Below are 24,980 nucleotides of genomic sequence, written 5' to 3' on the forward strand. Positions count from 1 at the left end.
ATGGTCGACCGGCTCGACGCGCTGCTGCCGCAGACGCAGTGCCGCCGCTGCGGCTTCGACGGCTGCCGGCCCTACGCGCAAGCGCTTGCCGCGGGTGAGACAACGCTGAATCGCTGCCCGCCCGGCGGTCTGACCACGATTGCTGCGCTCGCCGAAGTGCTGGCGCAGCCGCCGCTGCCGCCGGATGCCGACGTCTGGCCGCAGGACGCCGTGCTGCGCGCCGATCAGTCGCTGCTGCCCACCGTCGCGCGGATCGACGAAAGCCGCTGCATCGGCTGCTTCAAGTGCGTGCTGGCCTGCCCGGTCGACGCGATCATCGGCGCGCCGAAATTCCTGCACACGGTGCTGAGCGATGACTGCAGCGGCTGCGACCTGTGCCTGCCGCCGTGCCCGGTGGATTGCATCGAACTGGTGCCGCGGCCGCCCGAACTGCCGCCGGTGGATGCGATGGCCGAGCGCTGGCGGCAGCTGCATCGGATGCGCAAGGCGCGGCTGGCGCGCGAACGCGAAAGCCGCGACGAGGCGCGCCGGCAGCGCCGGGGCGAAGTGCTGGCGGCGCAGGCGCAGTCGATCGACATTGCCGCGGCCATCGCGCGGGCCCGCGCCCGGCGAACGAATCCTTCGTGAATCCAGACAATTGCCGATGAAACCCGAACACCGCGTCGAACTGTACCGGCGGCTGGCCGCCGTCAATCCGAACCCGCGCAGCGACCTCGAGTACTCGAACCACTTCGAGCTGCTGATCGCCGTGGTGCTGTCGGCGCAAGCGACCGATGTCAGCGTCAACAAGGCCACGGCGCGGCTGTATCCGGTGGCGAACACGCCGCAGGCGATCCTCGCGCTTGGCGAAGCGAAGCTGCGCGACTACATCAAGACCATCGGTCTCTATCAGACCAAGGCCAAGAACGTGATCAAGCTGTGCGAACTGCTGATCGCGCAGCATGGCGGTGAGGTGCCGAATGATCGCGCCGCGCTCGAAGCGCTGCCCGGCGTCGGCTCGAAAACCGCCAGCGTCGTGCTGAATGTCGCGTTCGGGGTGCCGACGATCGCGGTCGATACCCACATCTTCCGCGTGGCGAACCGCACCGGGCTGGCGCCGGAGAAGACAGCGGACAAGGTGGCCGCGAAGCTCGAGAAGGTCACGCCGAAGGACTACCTGCTGAACGCGCACCACTGGCTGATCCTGCACGGGCGCTATGTCTGCAAGGCGCGCAGCCCGGAATGCTGGCGCTGCCAGATCGTCGAACTGTGCCGCTACAAGCCGAAGTCGCGTGCGGCAGACGCCGAGCCGGAACCGCTGAAGGGCAAGCCGGTGGCGAATGCATCGCGCACGGCGGCGAAGTCGGCCCGAAAAGCTGTGAAGAAGGCGGTCAGAAAGGGCGCCAAAGCTGCCTCGAAGCCGCGTTCGCCGCGCGCGGCCACTACCGTTGCCTCGAAACGCGAGCGCAAGCCGTCCGCATGACCGGCGACCGTCGGCCCGAGGTTTGCTTTCGCTGACCGGCTGTTTTGCAGTTTTTTCGAAATCGGCCGATAAGCTTTCCGAATTCCCGCATTCGTGCGCCGCTGGCCGACCCCGGCCGCGGCGCCGACACCTGATCTGAATCGATGGACGACGGACTCGCCCCTACCGAATTTTCCGCCCGCCCTGCCTGGCAGACCGCGCTGGCGCAAGCAATCACGCGTCCGGCGGATCTGCTGACCGCGCTCGGAATCGATCCGGCGCTGCCGGCGCTCGACACCGAACGGCTGCGCGATTTTCCGATCCGCGTGCCGCACAGCTTCATCGCGCGCATGCGCAGGGGCGATGCGCAGGACCCGCTGTTCCGGCAGGTCTGGCCGTCGAATCAGGAAGCGGAGGACGTGCCGGGGTTCACCGCGGACGCCGTCGGCGACCTGCACAAGCTGAAAACCGGCGGCGTCATCCACAAGTACCACGGCCGCGCGCTGGTGATCGCGACCGGCGCCTGCGCCGTGAACTGCCGCTACTGCTTCCGCCGGCATTTCCCGTACGGCGACACGATGGCCGCGCGCGGCCAGTGGCGCGAAACGCTGGTGGCGCTCGACGCCGACCCGAGCATCGAGGAAGTGATCCTGTCCGGCGGCGATCCGCTGGCGCTGACCGACGACAAGCTCGCCGCGTTTGCCGAAGCGCTCGAATCCCGGCCGTGGATCCGGCGCCTGCGGCTGCACACGCGGGTGCCGGTGGTGCTGCCGGCGCGGGTCGATGCCCGGCTGACCGCGTGGCTGCGCGCCAGCCGCCTGCAGAAAGTGGTGGTGCTGCACATCAATCACGCGAACGAAATCGATGATGCGGTGGCCACTGCCTGCCGCGATCTGCGCGACGCCGGAGTGACGCTGCTGAACCAGGCCGTGCTGTTGCGCGGAATCAATGACGCGACGGAAGACCAAGTCAAGCTGTCCGAACGGCTCTTTTCTGTCGGAATTTTGCCCTACTATCTTCACGTACTGGATCGAGTGTCAGGCGCCGCCCATTTCGACGTGAGCGACAAACACGCCCAAAGCATCATGCAAGGCCTGGCGGCCCGGCTGCCGGGGTATCTGGTGCCGCGCCTCGTCCGGGAAATCGCCGGCGAACCTGCGAAGACTCTGCTGCCGTGGTAGCGATGCCCGCCGACACCTACGCGCCGATGGTGGCCCCGGTGGCCGCTGCCGATGCCGTGTGCGGCGTGCTGCTGGTGGTCACTGCGGCCGAGGATGTCGCCAAGCGCATCGAAAGCCATCTGCGCAATGCCGGGCATCCGCTGCGGGTCACCTGGGTCAACACGCTCGAAGACGTCGAGGACTGGATTCGCCGCGCACCGCCGGACCTGATTCTGGCCGACAAGGACGTGCGCGCCGCGCCGCGCGACCGCGTGCTGGAGTCGGTTCGCCGCCTGCAGCCCGATCTGCCGGTACTGCTGCTGAGCCGCAGCCCGACCTTGGAAGCAACCGTGCTGGCGATCAGTAGCGGTGCGCAAGACCTTGTTTCGTATGAGGACGCCACCCAGCTTCGGCATCTGGAACTGGTCGTTGTCCGGGAGTTCCTGAAACACCAGCAGCTGCGCCGCCTGCGCACGACCGAAGCCCGGCTGGCCGATTTCGAGTCACGGCACTCGCAGCTCACCGACTGCACGGCCGATGCCGTCGGCGTGGTGCAGGAAGGCATCCTGGCCCGCGCCAATGTCGCGTTCGCCCGCCTGCTCGGCTACGACGATCCGGCGCCGCTGGCCGGCCAGCCGCTGATCGATCTGGTCGAGGCTACCCAGCAGCTCAAGATCAAGGAGCGGCTGCGCGCCGTGCTGAAGGGCAAGCATGTCGGCGAACTGCTGGAACTTCGCCTGGTCGGTCGCACGGGGCCGGTCGAGGTCAAGGCCCAGCTGATCCTCGGCAATCAGGACGGCGAACGCGTGATCGAGTTGCTGATCCGCGCGGCGGGCCCCGTGGATGCCGTGATCGATCCGCCGGCCTGTGCGCCGTCGGCCCGCGCCGGCCGCACCGATCTGGCGCGGGCGCTGGCCACGCCGAACCTGAGCACCGGCACCACGCGCAGCGCGCTGCTGCTGCGGATCGACGATTTCGCCGGCCTTGAAGACCGCGTCGGCCACGCCGATGCCGAAACGCTGACGGCGCAGGTGGCAGCCTCGGTGCAGCGGCAGCTCGGTCCGCTCGACCAGCTGTTTCCGTTTTCGACCGATGAGCTGGCGCTGCTGGTGTGCCGACCGGACGCCGGCGATGTCGAGAAGCTCGCCGAATCGCTGCGCAAGGCCCTGCGCGACGAGATCTACACGCTGGACGATCATGAATCGCAGGTGTCGCTGAGCATCGCCGTGTTCCATCTCGGTGCGGCCGACGGCGCACAGGCCGTGATCCGGCAACTGGTCACCGAAGCGCGCAGCGCGTCGTGCAAGGGCGGCAATCGCGTGGTACTGCTCGGCAGCACGGCGCGGGCGACGCAGAACGTGCGCGAGGAAGCACGGCTGGCCGCGCAAACCCGCCGCGCGATCGCCGAAGACCGGCTGAAGCTGGCGTACCAGTCGATTGCCAGTCTCGAAGGCGAAGCGCGCAGTCACTACGACGTGCTGGTGCGCATGTTCGACGACGCCGGACGCGAGTGGACGGCGTCGGAATTCCTGCCGGCCGCGCAGAAATTCAATCTGATGCGGTCGGTCGACCGCTGGGTCGTCGGCACCGTCATCGACATCATCCTGAGCCGCAAGCCGAACGCCGAGGCCTCGGTGCTGTTCGTGAAGCTGTCCGAAGACACGCTGCGCGATTCCGAAGCCTTCATCGTCTGGCTGCGCACGGTGCTGAACGGCCGCCGGCTGAAAGCCGACGAGATCGTGTTCGAGGCGCAGGAACTGGTGCTGCAGAACCATATCCGCAAGGCCAAGGCGCTGACCCGCGAACTGGCCGACCTCGGTGCCGGCATCGCGATCGAGCATTTCGGCATCGGCTCGAACTCGATCCAGATGCTGGACCACATCCCGGCGCAGTTCCTGAAGTTCCACGCCTCGTTCACTCACGCGTTCGGCGAGAAGGACAGCCAGCGCCGGCTGGTCGAACTGGTCGAGGCGGCCAAGATCCGGAAGATCAAGACCATCGTCAGCCATGTCGAGGACGCCAACGTCATGGCCCGGCTCTGGCAGATGGGCGTCAACTTCATTCGGGGCTACCACGTGCAGGAGCCCGAAGTCGTGCTGCTCAGCGGGGATTTCGTGCAGCGGCGCTGAGGCCTGCGAGGTTTGGCGGAAGCGCAGTCCAGATGAATCCGGACCCGCAGAAAGACACAAAAAAGGCGACCCGAGGGTCGCCTTCTTGTTTGCAGCGCCGCCGCTCAGACCGAAGCCTGAAGACAGGCGATGCGGTCCTCCGGGGGCGGGTGCTCACGATAGTCACCGACCGAGGGCCCCCGCGCGCTTTCCGCGGGGATCGGTCGCAAGGCGATCGGGAGCGGCATCGCCCCGCTCACACCGAAGCCTGAAGACGAGCGATTCGATCCTCCAGGGGCGGGTGCTCACGATCGTCACCGACCGAGGGCCCCCGCGCGCTTTCCTCGGGGATCGGTCGCAAGGCGATCGGGAGCGGCATCGCCCCGCTCAGACCGAAGCCTGAAGACGAGCGATGCGGTCCTCCAGGGGCGGATGCGTCATGAACAGGCTCTTGACGCCGCCGGCGATGCCCATCGCCTGCATGCCCTGCGGCAGGCTCGACGGTTCATGCGCGGCCTTCAGCTTCTGCAGCGCGGCGATCATCTTGCGCTTGCCGGCGTAGTGGGCACCGCCGGCGTCGGCCGCGAACTCGCGGCGGCGGCTGAACCAGGCGACGACGATCGATGCGGCGAAGCCGAGCACGACCTGCATCACCATCGAGGTCACGTAGTAGCCGATGCCGGGACCGCTGCGGTCGTCGCCGCGCTTCAGTGCCGAGTCCACCGCATAACCGATGACCTTCGACAGGAAGATCACGAAGGTATTGAGCACGCCCTGAATCAGCGTCAGCGTCACCATGTCGCCGTTGGCGACGTGGGCGATCTCGTGGCCGAGCACGGCCTCGGTCTCGTCCTGGCTCATCGAGCGCAGCAGGCCGGTCGACACCGCGACCAGCGCGCTGTTCTTCGACATGCCGGTGGCGAAAGCATTGATTTCCGGCGCGTCATAAACCGCGACTTCCGGCATGCCGATGCCGGCGGCGCGGGCCTGGCGCTCGACCGTCGCCAGCAGCCAGGCCTCGGCCGCGCTCTTCGGCTGCTCGATGACCACGGCGCCGGTCGAGCGCTTCGCCATCCACTTCGACATGGCCAGCGAGATGAACGAGCCACCCATGCCGAACACGGCCGAAAAGATCAGCAGGCTGCCCAGATTCAAGCCCTGCCGGGTCAGGAAGCGGTCGCCGCCGAGCAGGCTCACGACCACCGACAACACCAGCATGATGGCGATATTCGTCAACAAAAACAGGCCGATGCGCTTCATGTTCCGTTCCGTGTCAGTCCTTCAGGTGTATCGACAAATTGGCGATGGCGCGTCCGGAATCAAGACCCTGATTCGCCGGTGCGGCCGCTGGCGATCGCGGCCAGCCCATCGACTCGCTGATAGCCGCGCGGCAGCGGGTTGCCGCGCGAAGCCCGGGCGGCCACATAGCCCGACTCCAGATCGCTGGCCTTGATCGTCAGCCGCCGCTTCAGGCTCATCACTTCCAGCGCCGATCCGGCCGGCAGCAGGCACGACGCGACGATGCGGTCCTCGCCCTTCAGCTGGATCAGCTTGTTGCCCTTGCCCTTCGCCAGCTCGGGCAGTTCCGACACCGGGAACACCAGCAGCCGTCCTTCCGCCGTCGCCACCGCGTAACGATCGGTGGCTGAATTTCGCGTCAACAGCGGTGCCAGCGGCGTGCCGTCGAGGCTGAGGCAGGCCTTGCCGGCCTTGTTGCGACCCTGCAGGTCGTCAAGCTTGGCGACAAAGCCGTAGCCATCGGACCCGGCCAGCACGTAGCGATCGCCGCCGTCGCCGGCCAGCATGGCGACGATCGCGGCCCCGTCCTGCAGATCGAGCTTGGTCGTCACCGGCTCGCCCTGCCCGCGCGCGCTCGGCAGCTCGCGCGGGTTCAGCGTGTACGCGCGGCCCTTGGAATCGAGCAGGATCAGCAGGTGGTTGGTGCGCCCGGCCACCGAGGTCAGATATTCGTCGCCGGTCTTGTAGCTCATGCCGGTGACGTCGACCTCGTGCCCCTTGGCGGCACGGATCCAGCCAGCCTTCGACAGGATCACCGTGATCGGCTCGCTCGGCAGGATCTCGGTCGCTTCCAGCGCCACCGCCGGCGCACGCGCGACCAGCGGGCAGCGCCGTGCGTCGCCGTATTTCTTCGCGTCCTCGTCGATTTCCTTGCCGACCAGCTTCTTGAGCTTCGCGTCCGACGACAGCAGGTCCTGCAGCTTGTCGCGTTCGGCGGCGAGTTCGGCCTGCTCGCCCCTGATCTGCATTTCCTCGATCTTCTGCAGGTGGCGCAGGCGCAGGTCGAGAATCGCGGTGGCCTGAAGATCGCTCAGGCCGAAGCGGCGCATCAGTTCAGCGTGCGGATCTTCCTCGTAGCGGATGATCCGGATCACTTCGTCGATGTTCAGGAACGCGATCAGCAGGCCATCGAGGATGTGCAGCCGCTCGTTGACCTTCTTCAGGCGGAATTCAAGGCGGCGCTTGACCGTCGCGACGCGGTAGACCAGCCACTCGCGCAGGATTTCCGGAAGGTTCTTGACCCGCGGACGGCCATCCAGCCCGATCATGTTCAGGTTCACGCGCACCGACTTTTCCAGATCGGTGGTCGCGAACAGGTGCGTCATCAGCGCATCGATGTCGACGCGATTGCTGCGCGGAATGATGACGATCCGCGTCGGGTTCTCGTGGTCCGATTCGTCGCGCAGATCCTCGACCAGCGGCAGCTTCTTCGCCCGCATCTGCTCGGCGATCTGCTCCTGGATCTTGGCCGGCGAGACCTGATGCGGCAGCTGGGTGATGACGACGTTGTCGTCCTCCTTTTCCCAGCGCGCGCGCATCCGCACCATGCCGTTGCCGGTGTCGTACAGCTTCCGCAACTCCGCGGATTCGCTGATGATTTCGCAGCCGGTCGGGAAATCCGGCCCCGGCAGCACGGTCATCACCTCATCGAGCGTCGCCTGCGGGTTCTTCAGCAGCATCTGGCAGGCGGCCGCCAGCTCGCGCAGGTTGTGCGGCGGAATGTCGGTGGCCATGCCGACCGCAATCCCGGTCGTGCCGTTGACCAGAATGTTCGGCAGTCGCGCCGGCAGCAGCTTCGGCTCGGTCATCGTGCCGTCGAAGTTCGGCACCCAGTCGGACGTGCCCATTTCCAGCTCGCCGAGCAGGGTCGCCGCGTACGGCGTCAGCTTGGCTTCGGTGTAGCGCATCGCCGCGAAGCTCTTCGGATCATCCGCCGAGCCCCAGTTGCCCTGACCATCGACCAGCGGATAGCGATAGCTGAACGGCTGCGCCATCGTCACCATCGCCTCGTAACAGGCGCTGTCGCCATGCGGATGGAACTTGCCGATGACGTCGCCGACGGTGCGGGCGGACTTCTTCGGCTTCGACTGCGCCGACAGCCCCAGCTCGCTCATCGCGTAGATGATGCGGCGCTGCACCGGCTTCAGGCCGTCGGCGACATGCGGCAGCGCGCGGTCGAGCACGACGTACATCGAGTAGTCGAGATAGGCCTTCTCCGCAAACAGGCGGAGCGGGATGCGTTCGGTTTCAGTCGGTTCGCTCATGAATCGCGTGCACAGTCAGATGGCGCCGCAGCGGCAGCGGCGGAGGGCGCGGAGTTTGGCATTGACGCCGCGAAAAGTGGCGATACCGCGGCCGTCGCCAGCATCAGGCGAAACCGGGTGGCGCGTTTCAGGCGTCTGCATTCGACCCCCCATTCCGGCCTACCGTTCGCCAGCAATGACGCCGAACGATCAGGCCGCGCGCAGCCGCGCCGCCAGCCGCACGGCAAGCGCGACGATGGTGAGGGTCGGATTGGCCTGACTCGACGTCGGGAACACGGCGGCACTGGCGATCGACAGGTTCCGCACGCCGTGCACGCGCAGATCGGCGTCGACGACGCTGGTCTTCGGGTCCGCCCCCATGCGCGCGGTGCCGATGTGGTGGCCGCCGTACGCGCCGTAGCGCAGCGCTTCCTCGGCCACCGTCGCCTCGTTGTATTCCAGCCGGCCGCAGCCGGTGCGCGCCAGTTCGTCGCGGATCACACCGAGCGAGACGCGCACGGTGTCGATGTCCCACTGCGTGTAGCGCCAGTCGATGCGGATCTGCGGCAGGCCGAGCGCGTCGCGCTGCTCGATCAAGGTGATGCGGCTGTCCGGCGACGGCTGCTGTTCGGAGTGGAAATCGAGGCTGAAGCGGTTCGCGCGCGACGGAATCACCACCGACGGGAACTTGCGTCTGGCGAGCGTGCGCTTGGTGATCCAGTGCCACAGGAAGGCCAGCGTGTCGAACGGATCGAACACGATGTTGCGCGCATGCAGCAGCCAGGTCTTGAACGTGCGCGGCTGGCCGTCGTGCAGGCGCTTGGAGTACTCATAGCTGATGAACGACTTCGCCAGATACAGCCCGGACAGGATGCCGCTGCGGTGCGCCGGATTGTTCAGATTGGCGAAATGCAGGCGGGCGATGAAGTTGCCGACCCTCAGTGCGCGCTGCACCGGCTCGTTGATCGCGAAGCGGCGGCGGGCGTAGATGCCGTCCGGCGTCACGACGTAGCCGTGGTGCACGTCGCTGCGCGGCTTGGTGACGGTCAAGGTGCCGGCGGTGCCGGCGATGTGGCACATGTAGTAGCGGCCGACGACGTCGTGATCGTTGCCGACACCCGCCGGCTTCACGTCATTGCTCGCCAGCAGCAGGCGCGGCACTTCCAGCCCCCCGGTCGCCAGCACGACTTCACGCGCCTTGACCGTGAACCGCGGGCCGTCGAGCACCGCGACATCGAGATGATCGACCGCCGTGCCATCGGCGGTCAGGCGGATGCCGGTGCAGTTGGCATGCAGCAGCACGCGGACATTGGTCGCGGCCGCCAACTTGTCGCCGTGGCTCGCTGCGAAATTGGTCGGCAGGCTGAAGCGTTCGAGCCGGTTCTGGCTGACCTTGTCGCTGTCGAAGCCACGGATCGCCGGCGGTGCCGGACCGTCATACGCGGTCTCGGCGGTGTAGGCGAACTTGCCGGCCTCGACCAGTTCGTTGGCGCGCGGATAGAACGGCGCCAGATCGTCGTACCGGATCGGCCAGCCGCTGTGCGGCAGGTAGTCGCGCGCCTCGAAATCGATCGGATCGAGCGGCATGCAGCGGCCGCCCCAGATCGTGGTCGAACCGCCAAAGGTACGCACGCGGTACTTGTCCGGCGGCGGATGCAGCGCTTCGTCCGTCGTTTCACCGGTGTACAGCGCCTGTGCGCTGTCCTCCGGCTTCATCCCGCCGGATTCGAGCACCAGGACCGACTTGCCGCTGCCGATCAGTTCCAGCGCCAAGGTGATGCCGGCGGCACCGGCGCCGACGATGCAGATATCGGCGGTCAGTTCGGTGCCGGGGCGGGTGGTTTTGGCGTCGTCGATCATGTCAGGTGCGCGTTCGGATCCGGTGCTGCTTCAGTCGCAACATCATTCGTGCCGAAGGGCGGCGGCATCGCCATTCGGTCGGAGACATTCTTGCTCGTCCTGAGCGCCGTGCAGGAACCGGACGGTCCGTGCTCCGCCCGGCTCCGGCGTGAAATGGCGGGTGCGGCTTCCGCAAGCCCTTGAAGGTATGCGGGAATCCAGGTCGGAATGCGGCGCGGCAGCGCGCGGGTTTTCGGCAATCCGGCGACCGGCATCGCGCCATTCCCTCGCGTGGCTGCGGGCACGAGCGGGGCGGTTTCGGGCACTGGAAGCGGTCATGCCGATCCGATGCCCCACGCAGGGGCGCTCAAACCTCCGCCTTGTCGCCCTTCTCTTCCAGCCAGGCCTTGCGATCCCCCGCCCGCTTCTTGGCCAGCATCATGTCCATGATCTGGTCGACGGTGGTGACCGGGGCGGCGTCCTCGGCATCCGGAATGCCGGTGTCGAGGCTGCCGTCGAGCGTCAGCTGGACCAGACGTCGCGTGTCGCGCGCCATCGTCGTTTCGCGTAGCTGCAGCGGGTTCATCTCACCGAGACCCTTGAAGCGGGTGACGCTGATCTTGGCCTTGTTGCCTTCGGCCTCGAGGCGCTTCAGCACGCCTTCGCGCTCGGCATCGTCCAGCGCGTAGAACACCTGCTTGCCAGCGTCGATGCGGAACAGCGGCGGCATCGCGATGTAGACGTGGCCGGCCGCGACCAGCGGCCGATAGTGCTTCAGGAACAGCGCGCAGAGCAGCGTCGCGATGTGCAGGCCGTCGGAATCGGCATCGGCCAGCACGCAGATCTTGCCGTAGCGCAGGCCGGTCAGATCCTTGGAGCCCGGATCGACGCCGATCGCCACCGAAATGTCGTGGATTTCATTCGATGCGAGCGCTTCGTTGGCGTCCACTTCCCAGGAATTCAGGATCTTGCCGCGCAGCGGCATGATCGCCTGCGTGTCGCGATCGCGCGCCTGCTTGGCGCTGCCGCCGGCGGAATCGCCTTCGACCAGGAACAGCTCGGTCTGATTGAGGTCGGTCAGCACGCAGTCGGCCAGCTTGCCGGGCAGCGCCGGGCCGCTGGTGACCTTCTTGCGGACGACCTGCTTCGCGAGCTTCATCCGCGCATTGGCGTTGGCGATGACCAGTTGCGCCACCTGCTCGCCTTCGGCCGGATGCTGGTTCAGCCACACGGAAAACGAGTCGTGGACCACGCCCTGCACGAAAGCCGCGGTCTCGCGCGACGACAGCCGTTCCTTGGTCTGGCCGGCGAACTGCGGATCGAGCATCTTGATGCTGAGCACGTAGCTGCAGCCGGCCCAGACGTCTTCCGGCGACAGCTTCAGACCACGCGGCAGCAGGTTGCGGAACTCGCAGAATTCGCGGATTGCCTCGGTCAGCCCGGTGCGCAGGCCGTTGACGTGGGTGCCGCCCTGCGCCGTCGGAATCAGGTTGACGTAGGACTCCGACACCGCCTCCGCCCCGGCGCCGCCTTGGGCGCCGACCGACCAGCACAGCGCCCATTCGGCTTCCTCGCGCTTGGCGGCGAACTTGCCGACGAAGGGCTCGGCCGGCAGCACCTCGGCACCGTTCAGCGAATCCTTCAGATAGTCGAGCAGGCCGTTCTCGTACTGCCAGACGGTCTGCTCGTTGCTGATCTGGTCATCGAGCGTGACCTTCAGGTTCGGGCACAGCACCGCCTTCGCGCGCAGCACCTGCTTGAGTCGCGGAATCGAGAACTTCGGCGAGTCGAAATACTTCTCGTCCGGCCAGAAATGCACGGTGGTGCCGGACTTGCGCGGCGGTGCGTCGCCGACCCGGGTCAGCTCGTTGGCCTTGTGCCCGTCGGCGAAGCCGATCAGGTACTCGCCACCGCCGCGGACCACGCGCACTTCCAGCACCTTCGACAGCGCGTTGACCACCGACACGCCGACGCCATGCAGGCCGCCGGAAAAGCCGTAGGCCTTGTTCGAGAACTTCGCACCCGAGTGCAGCTTGGTCAGGATCAGCTCGACACCGGACACCCCGTGTTCCGGGTGGATGTCGACCGGCATGCCGCGGCCGTCGTCGCTGACCTTCAGCGAGCCGTCGGCCAGCAGGGTGACGTCGATGCGCTTGGCGTGGCCGGCGAGCGCCTCGTCGACCGAGTTGTCGATCACTTCCTGCGCCAGATGGTTCGGGCGCGCGGTGTCGGTGTACATGCCCGGGCGCTTGCGCACCGGGTCGAGCCCGCTCAGAACTTCGATCTGATCGGCGCCATAGGCGTTGTTGTTCGGGGTGGCCATCGTCGCGGGGAGTCGAATCGGGACTGCGAAAGTGCGCGGACGGTACCCAATGCCTTCCCGGGTCGCAAGCGAGTCTCCGGTCAGGCGCAGCGGCGAACGCGAAACCCGGCGTGCCGGCGCCCCGGCACTTCAGCGAGCCCGGAACCGCGGGGGATTCAGCGCTCGCGCAGTGCCGAGAACGAGCAGGCGTAGGCCAGCACGACCGGTACCAGCACCATCATCTGCACCGGCGAAAAATTCCGGAAATCAAGCAGATGCAACAGGTTGTCGACGATGAAGGCACCCGCCGGGGTCAGGCCGACGGCCGCCGCGCTGCCGACGATCGCCGCCATCGGCACGATCCACTTCGGGGCCGGCTTGCGCGGCGCCGGCATGTTCATCATCACGCGGAACGCGAAGCCGTCATCGGCGATGTGCGGCTGGCGCGCGGCATCTTCGCGCAGCAGGCTTTCGATCCAGGCATCGCTGCCGGCGTCGCCGCGATCCATCGGGCCGCCGAAACCGGCCGGGAACATCGATCCGTCCATTGCAGGGTCCTCGGGTTGTCCCGGAGCTGGGGGGGGCTTGCGCTCGATAGTCATGACGTTCGTGGCTCCCAGACCTGCAGATGCGCCTTCAGCTTCTGCTTGGCACGCGAAATGTGCGATTTCACCGTGCCCAGCGGGCAGTCAAGCGCGTAGGCCGCTTCCTCGTGACTGCGATCCAGATAGTAGCACTGGGCAATCACGGCTCTCTCGGCCGGAGACAGGATCGCGAATGCGCGCTGCAGATCCATCTGCAGGTCGGCGGTCGTCTCTTCCGGGTGCAGGTCCTGCGGTCCTTCGTCGTCGACGTCGTTCTCGTGATCGTCGAGCGATTCCTCCACGTGGCGCGAGCGGATCGCCATCAGGAAGCTGTTGTAGGCGATGCGGTAGATCCACGTGCTGAAGCGGGCATCGCCGCGAAACTGGTCGAGCTTTCGATGCGCCTGCAGGAAGGTTTCCTGCGCCAGATCGTCGGCGAAGGCATCGTCACCCTTGCACAGCCGGCGCAGCAGCGCGCGCACCGCGCCCTGGTGGCGACGCACCAGCACCGCGAAGGCGTGGCGGTCGTCGCCGGCCAGCACGCGGGCCACGAGGGCGGAATCCGGCGGCCCTTCCGAGGGCACCGGTTCCTGCGCGGCGGCTACCTTGACGGCGTCGCTGGACATGTCGCGTCGTGCGGGCTCGGGCTTACTTCGGCTGCTGTTCGATCTTCCACGCGATCAGCTGGCCGACCCCGATCGCCAGCGGGATGAAGCCGATGCCGATCGCTTCGTCGGCGCCCGCGAACCAGAAGAAGCCCATCAGGCCGACACCGGCGCCGACCAGGCTCAGGCCGGAACTGATGTCGCTCTTGCGCTTCTTGCCCGGCTCCAGAAACAGCTCCGGCGGGATCGGCTGACCCTTGTCGGCGAGCTTCAGCACCATTTCGTTGATCGATTTCTGCCGATTGGCGCGGTAGCGCAGCACGGCCAGCACGATCACCACCGGCATGCCGAACACGGCGACGATGCCGAACAGCGGCACCAGTGCCTCGACCATCGTGAAGCCGGAATCACCGCCGGCGTGCTGGCCGAAGTCGATGCCGAACTCTGCTGCTGATGCAAGAAACATGGGGTGCTCCGGGTGGCGTTGGGTTCGGTCAGTCAGATGCAGCGGTCCGCGGAAACGGATGCAGCAGCCTACGCGATGGCTGCCGGCGTTCGGCCGGCCGGCGACCACTGACCTACAATTGCGCCGCCCGCCTTGAATCCCGATCCGATGACCAAGAAAGCCGCCGCTGCCGAAACTCCCGCCGACGATCCGGTCTCGCGCTTCGAAGGCTCGCTGGCCGAACTCGAAGCGATCGTCGCCAAGATGGAGCGAGGCGATCTGCCGCTGGAGGAAAGCCTGGTGCTGTTCGAGCGCGGCATGGGCCTGACCAAGGTCTGCCGCAGCTCGCTCGAAACCGCCGAACTGCGGGTCCGGAACCTGCTCGATGCCGACGCCGGTCCGTCCGAGGCCTGAGCGCAGCGCTGTCCATGAATGACATCCCCGGCTACGCGCTGCTCGGCGGCATTGCCGATCCGGCCGACCTGCGCCGGCTGTCGGCGGCCGACCTGCCGCAACTGGCGCACGAGATCCGGCGCTACCTGATCGAGACCGTGTCGCGCGTCGGCGGCCACTTTGCCGCCAGCCTCGGCGTGGTCGAGCTGACTCTGGCGCTGCACCGCGTCTACGACACGCCGCGTGATGCGCTGGTCTGGGACATCGGCCATCAGGCCTATGTCCACAAGATCGTCACCGGCCGCCGGGCACGGCTCGACAGCATTCGCCAGCACGGCGGGCTGGCCCCGTTTCTCGATCGCGGCGAAAGCGCGTACGACACGTTCGGAGGCGGCCACGCGGGCACCGCGATTTCCGCCGCGACGGGCTTCGCTGCGGCCGCGCGCGCGCAAGCCACCCGCGCCAAGACGGTCGCCGTCATCGGTGATGGCGGCCTGACCGCCGGCATGGCGTTCGAAGCGCTGAATCACGCCGGTGCGCTCGGGCTCGACCTGCTGGTCTGCCTGAACGACAACGACTGGTCGATCTCGGAAAACGTCGGCGCGCTGCGCGACACCGTGGCCCGGCAGCTTGGCCGCAGTCGTCCGGCGGCGGGCGGCGGCGCGACCCTGGCGGCGATGGTCGAGGCGCTGGGCTTCACGTACAGCGGGCCGATCGATGGTCACGATCTCGACCGCCTGCTGCCGGCGCTGCAGCGGCTGCGCCAGACACCGGGGCCGCAGTTCCTGCACGTGGTCACGGTCAAGGGCAAGGGTTATGCCCCGGCCGAGGCCGATCCGATCGGCTTCCACGGCGTCACCCGCTTCGATCCGGTGACCGGCACGCGGCCGGCAACGACGGCACCCTCGCCCGCCTATTCCGAAGTGTTCGGCCAGTGGCTGTGCGAAGCGGCGGCGGCCGATCCGCGCATCGTCGCGATCACGCCGGCAATGCGCGAGGGCTCGGGCCTGGTCGACTTCGCGAAGGCGTTTCCGGATCGCCTGTTCGATGCCGGCATCGCCGAGCAGCATGCGGTGACCTTGGCCGCCGGCATGGCCTGCGCCGGATTGAAGACGGTGGTCGCGATCTATTCGACGTTCCTGCAGCGCGCGCTCGATCAGGTGATCCACGACGTGGCGCTGCAGAAGCTGCCGGTGCTGTTCGCGGTCGACCGTGGCGGGCTGGTCGGGGCCGATGGCGCGACCCACCACGGCGCGTTCGACCTGTCGCTGCTGCGGGCGATTCCGAACCTGCTGCTGATGGCACCGAGCGACGAGCAGGAATGCCGTGCACTGCTCGCGACCGGGCTCGCCCACGCTGGCCCGAGTGCCGTGCGCTATCCGCGCGGCCGCGGGCCGGGCGCGACGATCGCCGCAGCCGAGCCGGTCGCGATCGGCCGCGGCGTGATCCGCCGCGAGGGCCGCGGGCGGCGCGGCCAGAAGGTGGCGCTGCTGTCGTTCGGCACCTTGCTGCCGGCCGCGCTCGACATCGCCGACCTGCTCGATGCCACGGTCGCCGACATGCGCTTCGTCAAGCCGCTCGACGGCGCGCTGATCGACCGGCTGGCCGCGCGGCACGACCTGCTGGTGACGATCGAGGACAACGCCGTTGCCGGCGGCGCCGGCAGCGCGGTCAACGAATGGCTGGCGGCACAGGGCCTCATCCGCTCGGTGCTGAACCTCGGCCTGCCGGATCATTTCGTCAGCCACGGCAGCCGCGAGCAGCTGCTGGCCGATTGCGGGCTCGATGCCGGGGGCCTGCTGCGGGCGATTCAGGCGCGCCTGCGGCTGTTGTGCCGTGCCGATGGCACCGCAGCCGCGAGAACCGTCGACATGCTCGCGGAAGCCGCGCCCGGCGCCGGCCGGAAACTCGAAAACCCGACGTGAATCAGGGCACCCGTCACAGTACCTGACGGCTTGATCGGATCAATCGACGAGCGGTGTGCTTTCATCAATGCCAAAGCCGTTGTGCACTGCGACAATACGGGAATGCAACCACCGTCACCACGACGCGACGCCGTGTCCACCACGGCCGCGAACCAGGCTGAACGCTCCATGCATCGTTGCCGGGGAACCGCTTGACCGCTGAACTCGCGAAACCGTCCAACGGACGCCGACGGGCGCTGATCGCGATCGCCGGGCTCGGCGTGCTGGTCTATCTGGCGGCGGCGGTGATCACCGATGCCGATCGTCTCGAAGCGGCGCTGCTGGCGCTCGGCTGGGGCGGCACCGCGCTGGTGCTCGGCGCCTCGGCGCTGAACTATCTGCTGCGCTTCGGGCGCTGGTCGATGTACATCCGCGAACTCGGGCACGACGTGCCGCGCGGGCGTCACCTGCTCTATTACCTCTGCGGTTTCGCGTTCACGGTGAGTCCGGGCAAGGCCGGCGAGGCCGTGCGCTCGCTGTACCTGCGCGAGCACGGCGTCAGCTATCCGGACAGCATTGCCGCGCTGTTCGTCGAGCGCGTGCTCGATCTGATGGCGATCGCGCTGATCGCCTGCCTGATCGTGCTGAAGGATCCGTCGTACTGGCCGGTGCTGGTCGGCGCGCTCGGCACGACCCTGGCGCTGGTCGTGTTCATCGGCCGCCCGCAGGTCGCACGCGGCTTCGACCGTCTCGGTGCGCGGCGCAGCGGCCGCATCGCGGCGGCCCTGACCGGCATCGCCAATCTGCTGCGCTCGTCGAAGGCCCTGCTGACGCCGCGCCTGCTGCTGTCCGGGCTGGTGCTCGGCGTGGTCGCCTGGGGTGCCGAGGGCGTCGGGTTCTACTGGATTCTCCAAGGTCTGGCGATCGAGTCGTCGATTCCCGAGGCGACCGGCATCTACGGTGTGTCGGTGCTCGCCGGTGGTGCCGCATTCTTCATGCCTGGCGGCATCGGCGGCATGGAAGTGGTGATGCCGGCGCTGCTGGTGGCGCAGGGCGTGCCGCTGGCCACGGCCGTCATCGCGATGCTGCTGTGCCGTCTCGCCACGCTGTGGTTCGCCGTCGTCCTCGGTCTGATCGCAGCCACCGTGCTTGAAACCCGTGCCGTTCCCGCCCCCGTTTCCGGTTCCGTCTGACTCCATGACCGCTTCTGCACCTGCCGGCTTCCCGCTGTGCGTCGACCTCGACGGCACGCTGACGCCGATCGATACCCTGCACGAAACCCTGCTCGGGCTGGCCAAGCAGTCGCCGTCGTCGCTGCTCGCCCTGCCCGGCTGGGTCGCGCAGGGCAAGGCGACGTTCAAGCGCGAAGTCTCGGCCCGGGCTGAAATCGATGTCAGCAGCCTGCCGTACCGCGAGGACCTGCTGGCCTGGCTGCGCGAGCAGCGCGCCGCCGGCCGGCCGCTGATTCTCGCGACCGCTGCCCACCGCTCGATTGCCGACGCCGTCGCCGCCCATCTCGGCATCTTCGACGAGGTCATCGCGGCGGATGGCGGCGACAACCTGTCCGGCGAGCGCAAGCGCGCGGCGCTGGTCGCCCGCTACGGCGAAAAGGGTTTCGACTACGCCGGCAACGACACGGTCGACCTGAAGGTCTGGTCGTCGGCGCGGCAGGCCATCGTCGTTGCCGGGCCTGGGCTGGCCGATGCCGCCAGTCAGGTCACGGAACTCGGCCCGGTGTTCCCGGCGCTGCGCAGTTCGCCCAAGCTGTGGATCAAGGCGATGCGCATCTATCAGTGGGTCAAGAACCTGCTGATCTTCGTGCCGGCACTGCTGGCCCACAAGGTGCTCGACGGCGCCGTGCTCGGCAACAGCCTGCTGGCCTTCGTCGCGTTCGGGCTGTGCGCCTCGAGCGTCTATCTGTTCAACGACCTGCTCGACCTGTCGTCCGATCGCCGCCACAAGCGCAAGCGTCATCGGCCGTTCGCATCGGGCGCCTTGCCGGCCAGCCGCGGCGTGATGGTGGCCGGCGGTCTGTTCGTTGCGGCGCTGGTCATCGCGCTCGAGGTCGGCTGGCAGTTCGTCGCCGTGCTCGGCGCGTATTACGTGTTCACCTGGGCCTATTCGCTGCGCTTCAAGCGCGCCGCGATCGTCGACGTGATGATGCTGGCCGGCCTGTACACGATCCGCATCATCGCCGGCGGTGCCGCGAGCGGCGTCACCGTGTCGTTCTGGCTGCTGGCGTTCTCGATCTTCCTGTTCCTGAGTCTGGCCGTGGTCAAGCGCTATGCCGAACTCGACGACGCCGCCCGCGCCGGCAAGGGCAAGGCCGCCGGCCGCGGCTACACCGCTGACGATCTGCCGCTGCTGATGAGTCTCGGCACCGCCAGCGGCTATGCCGCGATCGTGGTCATGGCGCTGTACATCAACAGCCCGGAATCGGCCGCGCTGTATGCCGATTCCAAGCCGCTGTGGCTGGTACCGCCGCTGATGCTGTACTGGATCAGCCGGGTCTGGCTCTTGACCACGCGCGGCCAGATGCACGACGACCCGATCCTGTTCGCGATCCGCGACCGGATCAGCATCGCGGTGATCGCGATGATCGGTGCCATCGTCGCCTTCGCGATCTGATGGCAGCGCCGGGGACCAGCTGGGGCCGCTGGCCGCGCGCGAGCCATCGCGTGCACGGCCTCGCGAGCCGCTTCGACCGGCTGCCGGACGAGGCCTCGATGCTGCCGTTCGGCAACGGCCGCAGCTATGGCGACTCCTGCCAGAACGATGGCGCGGCGCTGCTGAATGCCCGTCAGCTCGACCGCTTCATCGCGTTCGATCCGGCCACCGGCGTGATCGAGCTGGAAGCCGGTGTGCTGCTGAGCGAAATCATCGATCTGGCGCTGCCGAGCGGCTGGTTTCCGCCGGTGACGCCGGGCACCCGCTTCGTGACCGTCGGCGGCGCCATCGCCAACGACGTGCACGGCAAGAACCATCACCGCGCCGGCAGCTTCGGCAATCACGTGCTGGCCTTCACGCTGCGACGATCCGATGGCAGCACCCTGCGCTGCTCGCCGAGCGAGAACAGCGACTGGTTCGCCGCCACCATCGGCGGGCTCGGCCTGACCGGCCTGATCGTCAGCGCCACGGTGCAGCTGAAGCGCGTGCCGGGGCCGTGGCTGCGCGGCGACAGCCAGCGCTTCGGCAATCTGCGCGAGTTCTTCGAGATCGCCGCCGAATCCGAGCGCGATTGGGAATACACCGTCGCCTGGATTGACTGCTCCGGCGTCGGCCGGCGGCTCGGCCGCGGCCACTTCATCCGCGGCAATCACGCGGTGACGCCGGCCAGCGCCCGCGGTCCGGGCAGCGGCACGATGACGATGCCGTTCACGCCGCCGCTCTCCGCCGTCAACGCGCTGAGCCTGACCGCGTTCAACAAGCTGTACTACCACCGTCCGAGTGCAGTGGCGCAGGACGCGCTGTGGCACTACCGGCCGTTCTTCTATCCGCTCGATTCGATCCTCGAATGGAACCGGATGTACGGCCCGCGCGGCTTCTACCAGTACCAGTGCGTGGTGCCGCAGGACGGCGCCGAAGCGGTGCTCAGCGAGATGCTGCGGCAGATCGGCCAGTCCGGCCTCGGCTCGTTCCTCGTGGTGCTGAAGACGTTCGGCACGGTCGCGTCGCGCGGGCTGCTGTCGTTCCCGCGTCCCGGCGCGACCCTGGCGCTGGATTTCCCGAACCGCGGCGCGAAGACGCTGGCGCTGCTCGAATCGCTCGACGGGCTGACGCGCAGCGTCGGCGGCGCGGTCTATCCGGCGAAGGATGCGCGGATGAGCGCCGCGTCGTTCCAGCAGTATTTTCCGCAGTGGGAAGCGTTTTCCCGCTACGTCGATCCGAAATTTTCGTCGTCGTTCTGGCGACGCGTCACGGAAACCGCGAAATGAGAAGAGTGTTGATCATGGGCGCCACCTCGGCGATCGCCGAAGCCACCGCCCGCGAATTTGCCGCGCTGGGCGATGCCCTGTTCCTCGTCGGTCGCAACCCGGATCGCCTCGGCGCGATTGCCGATGACCTGCGCCTGCGCGGTGCGCCGCAGGCCGAGATCCACGTGATGGATGCCCGCTCGCTGACCGACTACCCGGCGCTGGTCGATGAAGCCACGCGCCGCCTCGGCGGGCTCGACACCGCGCTGATCGCCCACGGCACGCTGACCGATCAGACCGCTGCCCAAGCCTCCAGCGACCTGATGCTGGCGGAGTTCCAGACCAATGCGCTGAGCTACATGGTGCTGTGCACCGAGCTCGGCAACCGCTTCGAGGCGCAGGGTCGCGGCTCGATCGCGGTGATCTCGTCGGTCGCCGGCGATCGTGGCCGGCAGTCGAACTATGTCTACGGCTCGGCCAAGGCTGCCGTCACCGCGTTCACCAGCGGCCTGCGCCAGCGCCTGCACCCGAAAGGCGTGCACGTGCTGACGATCAAGCCCGGCTTCGTCGACACGCCGATGACCGCCAGCTTCAAGAAAGGCCCGCTGTGGGCGACGCCGGCGTCGGTCGCGAAGTCGATCGTCAAGGCCGTGCAGCGCGGCAAGCCGGTGCTCTACACGCCATGGTTCTGGTGGGGAATCATGCAGATCATCAAGAACGTGCCGGAAACGATCTTCCGCAAGCTCAAGCTCTGAGCCCGCTGCGCGAACGCGGTTCGCCGCGTCGCGCGCGAGTGCGGCGTGGTCGCCGGCGCGTTCTGGGCGACCGCGCGCGGACTCAGTCGGCTGACCAGATGCGATACCGGCGCTGGCCCGGGTCGTAGTAGATCACCCGGAAATCGCCGTCGACGGTGCAGCTCAAGCGCATGAATCGGCCGAAATCGATCGGCTGCGGCAATGCCACGGTCAGATCCGGGAAGTGATAGCGGCACTGCATCGTGGTCAGGCTGTCGCCGTCGCGGAACTGCAGCAGGCGCTCGTAGCGCACATCCTCGAACTGGTAGCGCAGGTAATCCGGCAACTGCGTCTCGACGACGATGCCATCACCGTCGCGGCGGATGCGCACCGAGTCGATCGGGAAATCCGCTGGTGGACGCCGGTGCGACATCGAATCGTCGAGATAGCCGACGCTGTTCAGGCGGGTCAGCCGGCCGGGCACGCCGGCGAAACGCCGCAGGTCCTCGTTGCTGGCGTATCGCGACGAGAAGTCGTTGACGACCAGCAACTGGCGATCCGGTGCCGCGTGTTCGCGCATCAACGCGAACAGCGCGAGCTGATTTCGATTGCGCTCGATGTTGGTTTCCAGATAGCCGTTGTTGACCAGACCGATGCTGGTCAGGACGTTGGTCACCGCCACGACCGTCAGCAGCGCCATCGACGCGCGTCGCATCCAGACCTGGCGCGCGTCCTGCCACAGGGCGCCGATGATGCACGCCGCAAACACCGTCACCGCGTGCCCGATGCGGGGCGACACGGCCGTCAGCAGCAGCATCAAACCGAGCCACAACAGCCACCAGCAGCTGTCGAACAGATGCGCGCGATCGTTGGTCACCGGCGGCGATGTGGCTGGCGTTGCCGGGATCGCTCGCCAGCGCTGCCACAGCGCCACGACCACCAGCACGAAAAACGCGGCATTGGCCGCGACCTGCGCATAGAAGCCGGGGGACACGGCGAGCAGATTCCGATGCCGCAGCGCCGACACCGACTCGCCGTTGATCATGCCGTCGTTGAACGGCCATTCCAGCAACTGGCGAATGTAATGCAGCACGGGGCTGTGGACACCGGTCGACGCCACGGCAACGCCGATCTGATCCCCGAACGCCAGCCAGCGCAGCCCGAGCCACGCCAGGACCGGCAGGCCGACCATGCCGGCGATCGCAAGGCCACGCACGAAACCCTGCTTCGGCGATTCGATCGCCGATGCGGCTGCAGGCCGCCGGCCGAAGACAAAGCGGGCGCGGCGCGGATCGATCAGCGGCAGTTCGTGCAGCAGCACGCCCGTGAACGCCGCCGCAGCGGCGGCGAGTGCCGTTTCCTTGGTGAACACTGCAATCGCGAGAATCAGGGTCATGCCGAAGTAGTTCCGGGCCAGATAGGCACGAAACGCCAGCACGATCATGGCCGTCACCACGGCATCGAAGGCGAAGGTCGGATTGAAGAACAGTTCGCCGTTGAACCACGCCGACGACGTGGTGGCCATGCTGATCGCCACCACCACCAACGGCCAGCCGCGAAGGTGATAGGTCCGGAACGCGAGGTCGACGGTCAGCACCAGCACCAGTGCATACAGCGCGTAGCAGGCAATCAGATAGCCGCTCCACCACGTGCCGATAAGCGCGAACAGCAGGAAGAACGCCAGATTGACGCCCGGCCGCAGGTAATTGGTGTGCGGTTCGCTCCACTCCGGGAACACGTACCAGTAGTTCGAAAAACCTTCGGTGAACCAGGATTTGACGCGTGGCCAGAACGGCTCCTGGCCGAAGTCGGTGGAATGCAGGATCAGCGCAATGTCGTCATTGGCGGGGTGATAGCTCTGCCAGACGTCGCGAAACAACCACAGCTCGATGCCGAAGGCTGCCGCGAAAAGTCCGAGATAGGCCGCCAGTGTTAATCGATTGCAAGCTAGCATTCAGGCGTCAGGGTTGGTCATGCGGTACGCAGCAGCTCGCACCGGGATCAATTGAAGGGCCGATATTTTTTGCCGCACTGCAGCAAAAAGCAAATCACGTCGATGCGCCGGTCTGCACCCGATCGTCGAGCGCCGCCGCAGCGGCCTTCACGCCGATGTCCAGCGGCGTCCAGCGCAGACCCAGCACCTGCTCCGCACGCTGCACGTCGAGTCGCAGGGTCTGACGGCAGGTCGCCGGCAGCGACGGCGGAATCGGCTCCGGGATCCGGATCGCGCCGAGCTTCAGCGCGCGCAGCAACCGTTGAAGCACTTTCAGCGGGACGGCCAGCAGCAGCGTCTCGATGGCCAGCCGCCACGGCGGAATCGCCTTCAGCGGACGGCCCAGCGCCGCCGCGTAGGCCGCGAAGTAGCCGTTCCAGCTCGGTGCGTCGCGCTGCGCGATGTTGAACGCCTGCGCCTCGATACCGGGCACCCGCAGCGCAGCGATCAGCGCCGCCACCAGGTCATCCACCAGCACGAGGTTGCAGACGCCCTCGCCGTCCGCACCGAGATCGCCGATGCGATCCGCCAGCAGCCAGCGACCGACCCGCTCGCCCCACGCCGGGGCACCGGGCCCGTACTCGACCCCGGCGCGCAGCACCACCGCGCCGACGCTGCGCGCCAGCTGTTCCGCGGCGTACTGCACCGCCGCATAAGGCCCCAGCGCACCTTCCGGCCCGGCGTGCTCATCGACCTGCCCGTGCGCGGCCCCGTAGATCGTCATCGAGCCGAGATGGACGATGCGCAGCGGCGCGCCTTCGCGAGCATCGAGCGTCCGGTACAGCGCGCGTGCGGTCGACAGGATCGCCTTCGGCTCGCCGACCGTGCAGTTGACCACCGCTTTCACGCCGACGAAGCTGCCGACGCCGATCGGCCCGGCGATCACCGGTTCCGCCCAGTCGCTGGCGTTCAGGGCTTCGACGAGGCGACGGCCGACGAAGTTGTCCGCGCCGACCACCAGAACGCGAATCATGACGCTGCTCCGCCGCGACGCCCCGCGTGCCAGGCCGCGGTTTGCGCGAGGCCGGTGGCCAGCGGCGTCCAGCGCATGCCGAGTTCCTGCTCGGCACGCCGCACCGACAGGCTGATGGGCTGCGCGCACAAGCGCGTCAGCCACGGCCGGATCGGCGGGCCGACCTTGCCGACGCCGAGGGCGATTTCGCCGATCTTGCGCAGCGGGCCGAAGGCTTTCAGTTCCAGCGCCAGCCGGCCCGGCGTGATCGCGGCGACCGGGCCGGCGCCCAAGGCCTCGGCATAGGCGCGGAAGTAGTCGTTCCACGTCGGCACCGGCGCCGGGTGGCCGAGGTTGTAGACGCGGCCGATGCTGGCCGGTGTGGCCAGCGACGCGACGACGGCGGCAGCGACGTCGTCGACATGCACCAGATTGCAGCCGCCGGCGCCGGCAGCTCCGAGATCGCCGAGGCGTCGGGCCAGCAGCAGGTCGCCGATCAGCTGGCTCCATTCACGGCTGCCCGGTCCGTAGACGATGCCCGGCCGCAGCAGCGTGACGGCGGCCGACGACGCATTGGCGCGGCCTTCGGCAGCCAGTTTGGCGCGGCCGTAGTCATCGAGATCGCCCCGACTCAGCACCTCGAAATCGATCGCTTCATCGACCACGCCATGCATCTGGCCGTACACCGACATCGTGCTCAGATGCACGACTCGGCGACCGGCCGCCGCCGTGAACAGTGCCGCCGCGTTGGCGACGATGGTGGCGCCATCGCCCGCGACCGAATTGACGATGGCATCGGCGCTCGAAGCGGCGGCGGCAATCGAATCGGCGGCGGTGGCATCGACGGTCACGGATTCGACGCCGGCCGGGAAGCCGGCACCGGCCTGTCGGACACCGGCAAGCACGCGCATGCCGCTCGCGGCGAGTGCGGCCACGATCCGGCGACCGATGAAGCCGCCGGCGCCCAGCACCAGGACGGATGACGTCATGGCCGGACGGCGCCGTCTGCGCCGGTGGCGGAGCACAGGCCTGACGCGCGGATCGCGCAGCGGATGATGGCGGCG

General features: G+C 67.6%; 20 protein-coding genes and 1 pseudogene. 10 read left to right on the top strand and 11 right to left on the bottom strand.

All coding sequences use genetic code 11. The features are described 5' to 3' along the window. From QZ951_RS14770 to QZ951_RS14785, 4 genes and pseudogenes are all read left to right on the top strand, one after another. Positions 1 to 627: an RnfABCDGE type electron transport complex subunit B gene (locus QZ951_RS14770; protein WP_293001856.1), complete on the top strand. Its 627-nt coding sequence runs from the start codon at positions 1 to 3 to the stop codon at positions 625 to 627. Positions 628 to 643: 16 nt separating this feature from the next. Next, positions 644 to 1,270 (top strand): annotated as a pseudogene (gene nth / locus QZ951_RS14775) (endonuclease III); the annotation flags it as partial. Positions 1,271 to 1,605: 335 nt separating this feature from the next. Beyond that, positions 1,606 to 2,622: an EF-P beta-lysylation protein EpmB gene (epmB, locus tag QZ951_RS14780; RefSeq protein ID WP_293001860.1), complete on the top strand. Its 1,017-nt coding sequence runs from the start codon at positions 1,606 to 1,608 to the stop codon at positions 2,620 to 2,622. Between the two features lie 2 nt (positions 2,623 to 2,624). Beyond that, complete coding sequence (locus QZ951_RS14785) at positions 2,625 to 4,730, top strand: GGDEF domain-containing response regulator (RefSeq protein WP_293001862.1); 2,106 nt, start codon at positions 2,625 to 2,627, stop codon at positions 4,728 to 4,730. A gap of 366 nt (positions 4,731 to 5,096) precedes the next feature. Here the strand turns inward: QZ951_RS14785 and htpX are convergent, their stop codons facing one another. From htpX to QZ951_RS14825, 8 genes are all read right to left on the bottom strand, one after another. Next, a complete protein-coding gene (gene htpX / locus QZ951_RS14790) occupies positions 5,097 to 5,969 on the bottom strand; it encodes a protease HtpX (protein WP_293001864.1) in 873 nt (290 codons plus the stop codon). A gap of 59 nt (positions 5,970 to 6,028) precedes the next feature. Continuing rightward, on the bottom strand, positions 6,029 to 8,272 hold the full coding sequence (parC, locus tag QZ951_RS14795) for a DNA topoisomerase IV subunit A (protein ID WP_293001866.1): 2,244 nt from the start codon (positions 8,270 to 8,272) through the stop codon (positions 6,029 to 6,031). Between the two features lie 189 nt (positions 8,273 to 8,461). Further along, positions 8,462 to 10,111: a GMC family oxidoreductase gene (locus QZ951_RS14800; RefSeq protein WP_293001868.1), complete on the bottom strand. Its 1,650-nt coding sequence runs from the start codon at positions 10,109 to 10,111 to the stop codon at positions 8,462 to 8,464. Next, the gene (locus QZ951_RS14805) at positions 10,108 to 10,365 is read right to left on the bottom strand and encodes a hypothetical protein (protein WP_293001870.1); all 258 of its coding nucleotides are present in this window, start codon (positions 10,363 to 10,365) and stop codon (positions 10,108 to 10,110) included. The genes QZ951_RS14800 and QZ951_RS14805 overlap by 4 nt, the downstream gene beginning before the upstream one ends. A 92-nt stretch (positions 10,366 to 10,457) precedes the next feature. Beyond that, positions 10,458 to 12,413, bottom strand: coding sequence for a DNA topoisomerase IV subunit B (parE, locus tag QZ951_RS14810; RefSeq protein ID WP_293001872.1), 1,956 nt, complete (start codon positions 12,411 to 12,413; stop codon positions 10,458 to 10,460). Positions 12,414 to 12,568: 155 nt separating this feature from the next. Beyond that, positions 12,569 to 12,940 (bottom strand): hypothetical protein, encoded by a 372-nt coding sequence (locus tag QZ951_RS14815; protein ID WP_293001874.1) that lies wholly within the window; start codon positions 12,938 to 12,940, stop codon positions 12,569 to 12,571. Positions 12,941 to 12,990: 50 nt separating this feature from the next. Further along, positions 12,991 to 13,602: a sigma-70 family RNA polymerase sigma factor gene (locus QZ951_RS14820; protein ID WP_293001876.1), complete on the bottom strand. Its 612-nt coding sequence runs from the start codon at positions 13,600 to 13,602 to the stop codon at positions 12,991 to 12,993. Positions 13,603 to 13,624: 22 nt separating this feature from the next. Next, positions 13,625 to 14,047 carry a DUF6249 domain-containing protein gene (locus QZ951_RS14825; protein ID WP_293001878.1) on the bottom strand — a complete coding sequence of 141 codons (423 nt, stop codon included), beginning with the start codon at positions 14,045 to 14,047 and terminating at the stop codon, positions 13,625 to 13,627. Between the two features lie 147 nt (positions 14,048 to 14,194). On the opposite strand from QZ951_RS14825, the gene QZ951_RS14830 reads away from it, so the two are divergent. The 6 genes from QZ951_RS14830 to QZ951_RS14855 all read left to right on the top strand — a co-directional run bounded on the left by QZ951_RS14830 (position 14,195) and on the right by QZ951_RS14855 (position 20,992). Then, a complete protein-coding gene (locus QZ951_RS14830; protein ID WP_293001880.1) occupies positions 14,195 to 14,440 on the top strand; it encodes an exodeoxyribonuclease VII small subunit in 246 nt (81 codons plus the stop codon). A gap of 14 nt (positions 14,441 to 14,454) precedes the next feature. Next, a complete protein-coding gene (gene dxs / locus QZ951_RS14835) occupies positions 14,455 to 16,344 on the top strand; it encodes a 1-deoxy-D-xylulose-5-phosphate synthase (RefSeq protein ID WP_293001882.1) in 1,890 nt (629 codons plus the stop codon). A gap of 191 nt (positions 16,345 to 16,535) precedes the next feature. Beyond that, positions 16,536 to 17,516, top strand: coding sequence for a lysylphosphatidylglycerol synthase transmembrane domain-containing protein (locus QZ951_RS14840; protein ID WP_293001884.1), 981 nt, complete (start codon positions 16,536 to 16,538; stop codon positions 17,514 to 17,516). 4 nt (positions 17,517 to 17,520) lie between these two features. Then, positions 17,521 to 18,951 carry a UbiA family prenyltransferase gene (locus QZ951_RS14845; RefSeq protein ID WP_293001886.1) on the top strand — a complete coding sequence of 477 codons (1,431 nt, stop codon included), beginning with the start codon at positions 17,521 to 17,523 and terminating at the stop codon, positions 18,949 to 18,951. Further along, complete coding sequence (locus QZ951_RS14850; protein WP_293001888.1) at positions 18,951 to 20,258, top strand: FAD-binding oxidoreductase; 1,308 nt, start codon at positions 18,951 to 18,953, stop codon at positions 20,256 to 20,258. Before QZ951_RS14845 ends, QZ951_RS14850 begins: the two co-directional genes overlap by 1 nt. After that, complete coding sequence (locus tag QZ951_RS14855; RefSeq protein ID WP_293001890.1) at positions 20,255 to 20,992, top strand: SDR family oxidoreductase; 738 nt, start codon at positions 20,255 to 20,257, stop codon at positions 20,990 to 20,992. The genes QZ951_RS14850 and QZ951_RS14855 overlap by 4 nt, the downstream gene beginning before the upstream one ends. Before the next feature lie 82 nt (positions 20,993 to 21,074). On the opposite strand, the gene QZ951_RS14860 is transcribed toward QZ951_RS14855, so the two are convergent. From QZ951_RS14860 to QZ951_RS14870, 3 genes are all read right to left on the bottom strand, one after another. After that, positions 21,075 to 22,925, bottom strand: coding sequence for a hypothetical protein (locus QZ951_RS14860; protein WP_293001892.1), 1,851 nt, complete (start codon positions 22,923 to 22,925; stop codon positions 21,075 to 21,077). A gap of 94 nt (positions 22,926 to 23,019) precedes the next feature. Further along, positions 23,020 to 23,937 (bottom strand): NAD(P)-dependent oxidoreductase, encoded by a 918-nt coding sequence (locus tag QZ951_RS14865; protein WP_293001894.1) that lies wholly within the window; start codon positions 23,935 to 23,937, stop codon positions 23,020 to 23,022. Further along, positions 23,934 to 24,905, bottom strand: coding sequence for an NAD(P)-dependent oxidoreductase (locus QZ951_RS14870; RefSeq protein ID WP_293001896.1), 972 nt, complete (start codon positions 24,903 to 24,905; stop codon positions 23,934 to 23,936). Before QZ951_RS14870 ends, QZ951_RS14865 begins: the two co-directional genes overlap by 4 nt. Positions 24,906 to 24,980: the final 75 nt, after the last annotated feature.

This window comes from Nevskia sp. (assembly GCF_021732705.1).
Taxonomy (GTDB): domain Bacteria; phylum Pseudomonadota; class Gammaproteobacteria; order Nevskiales; family Nevskiaceae; genus Nevskia.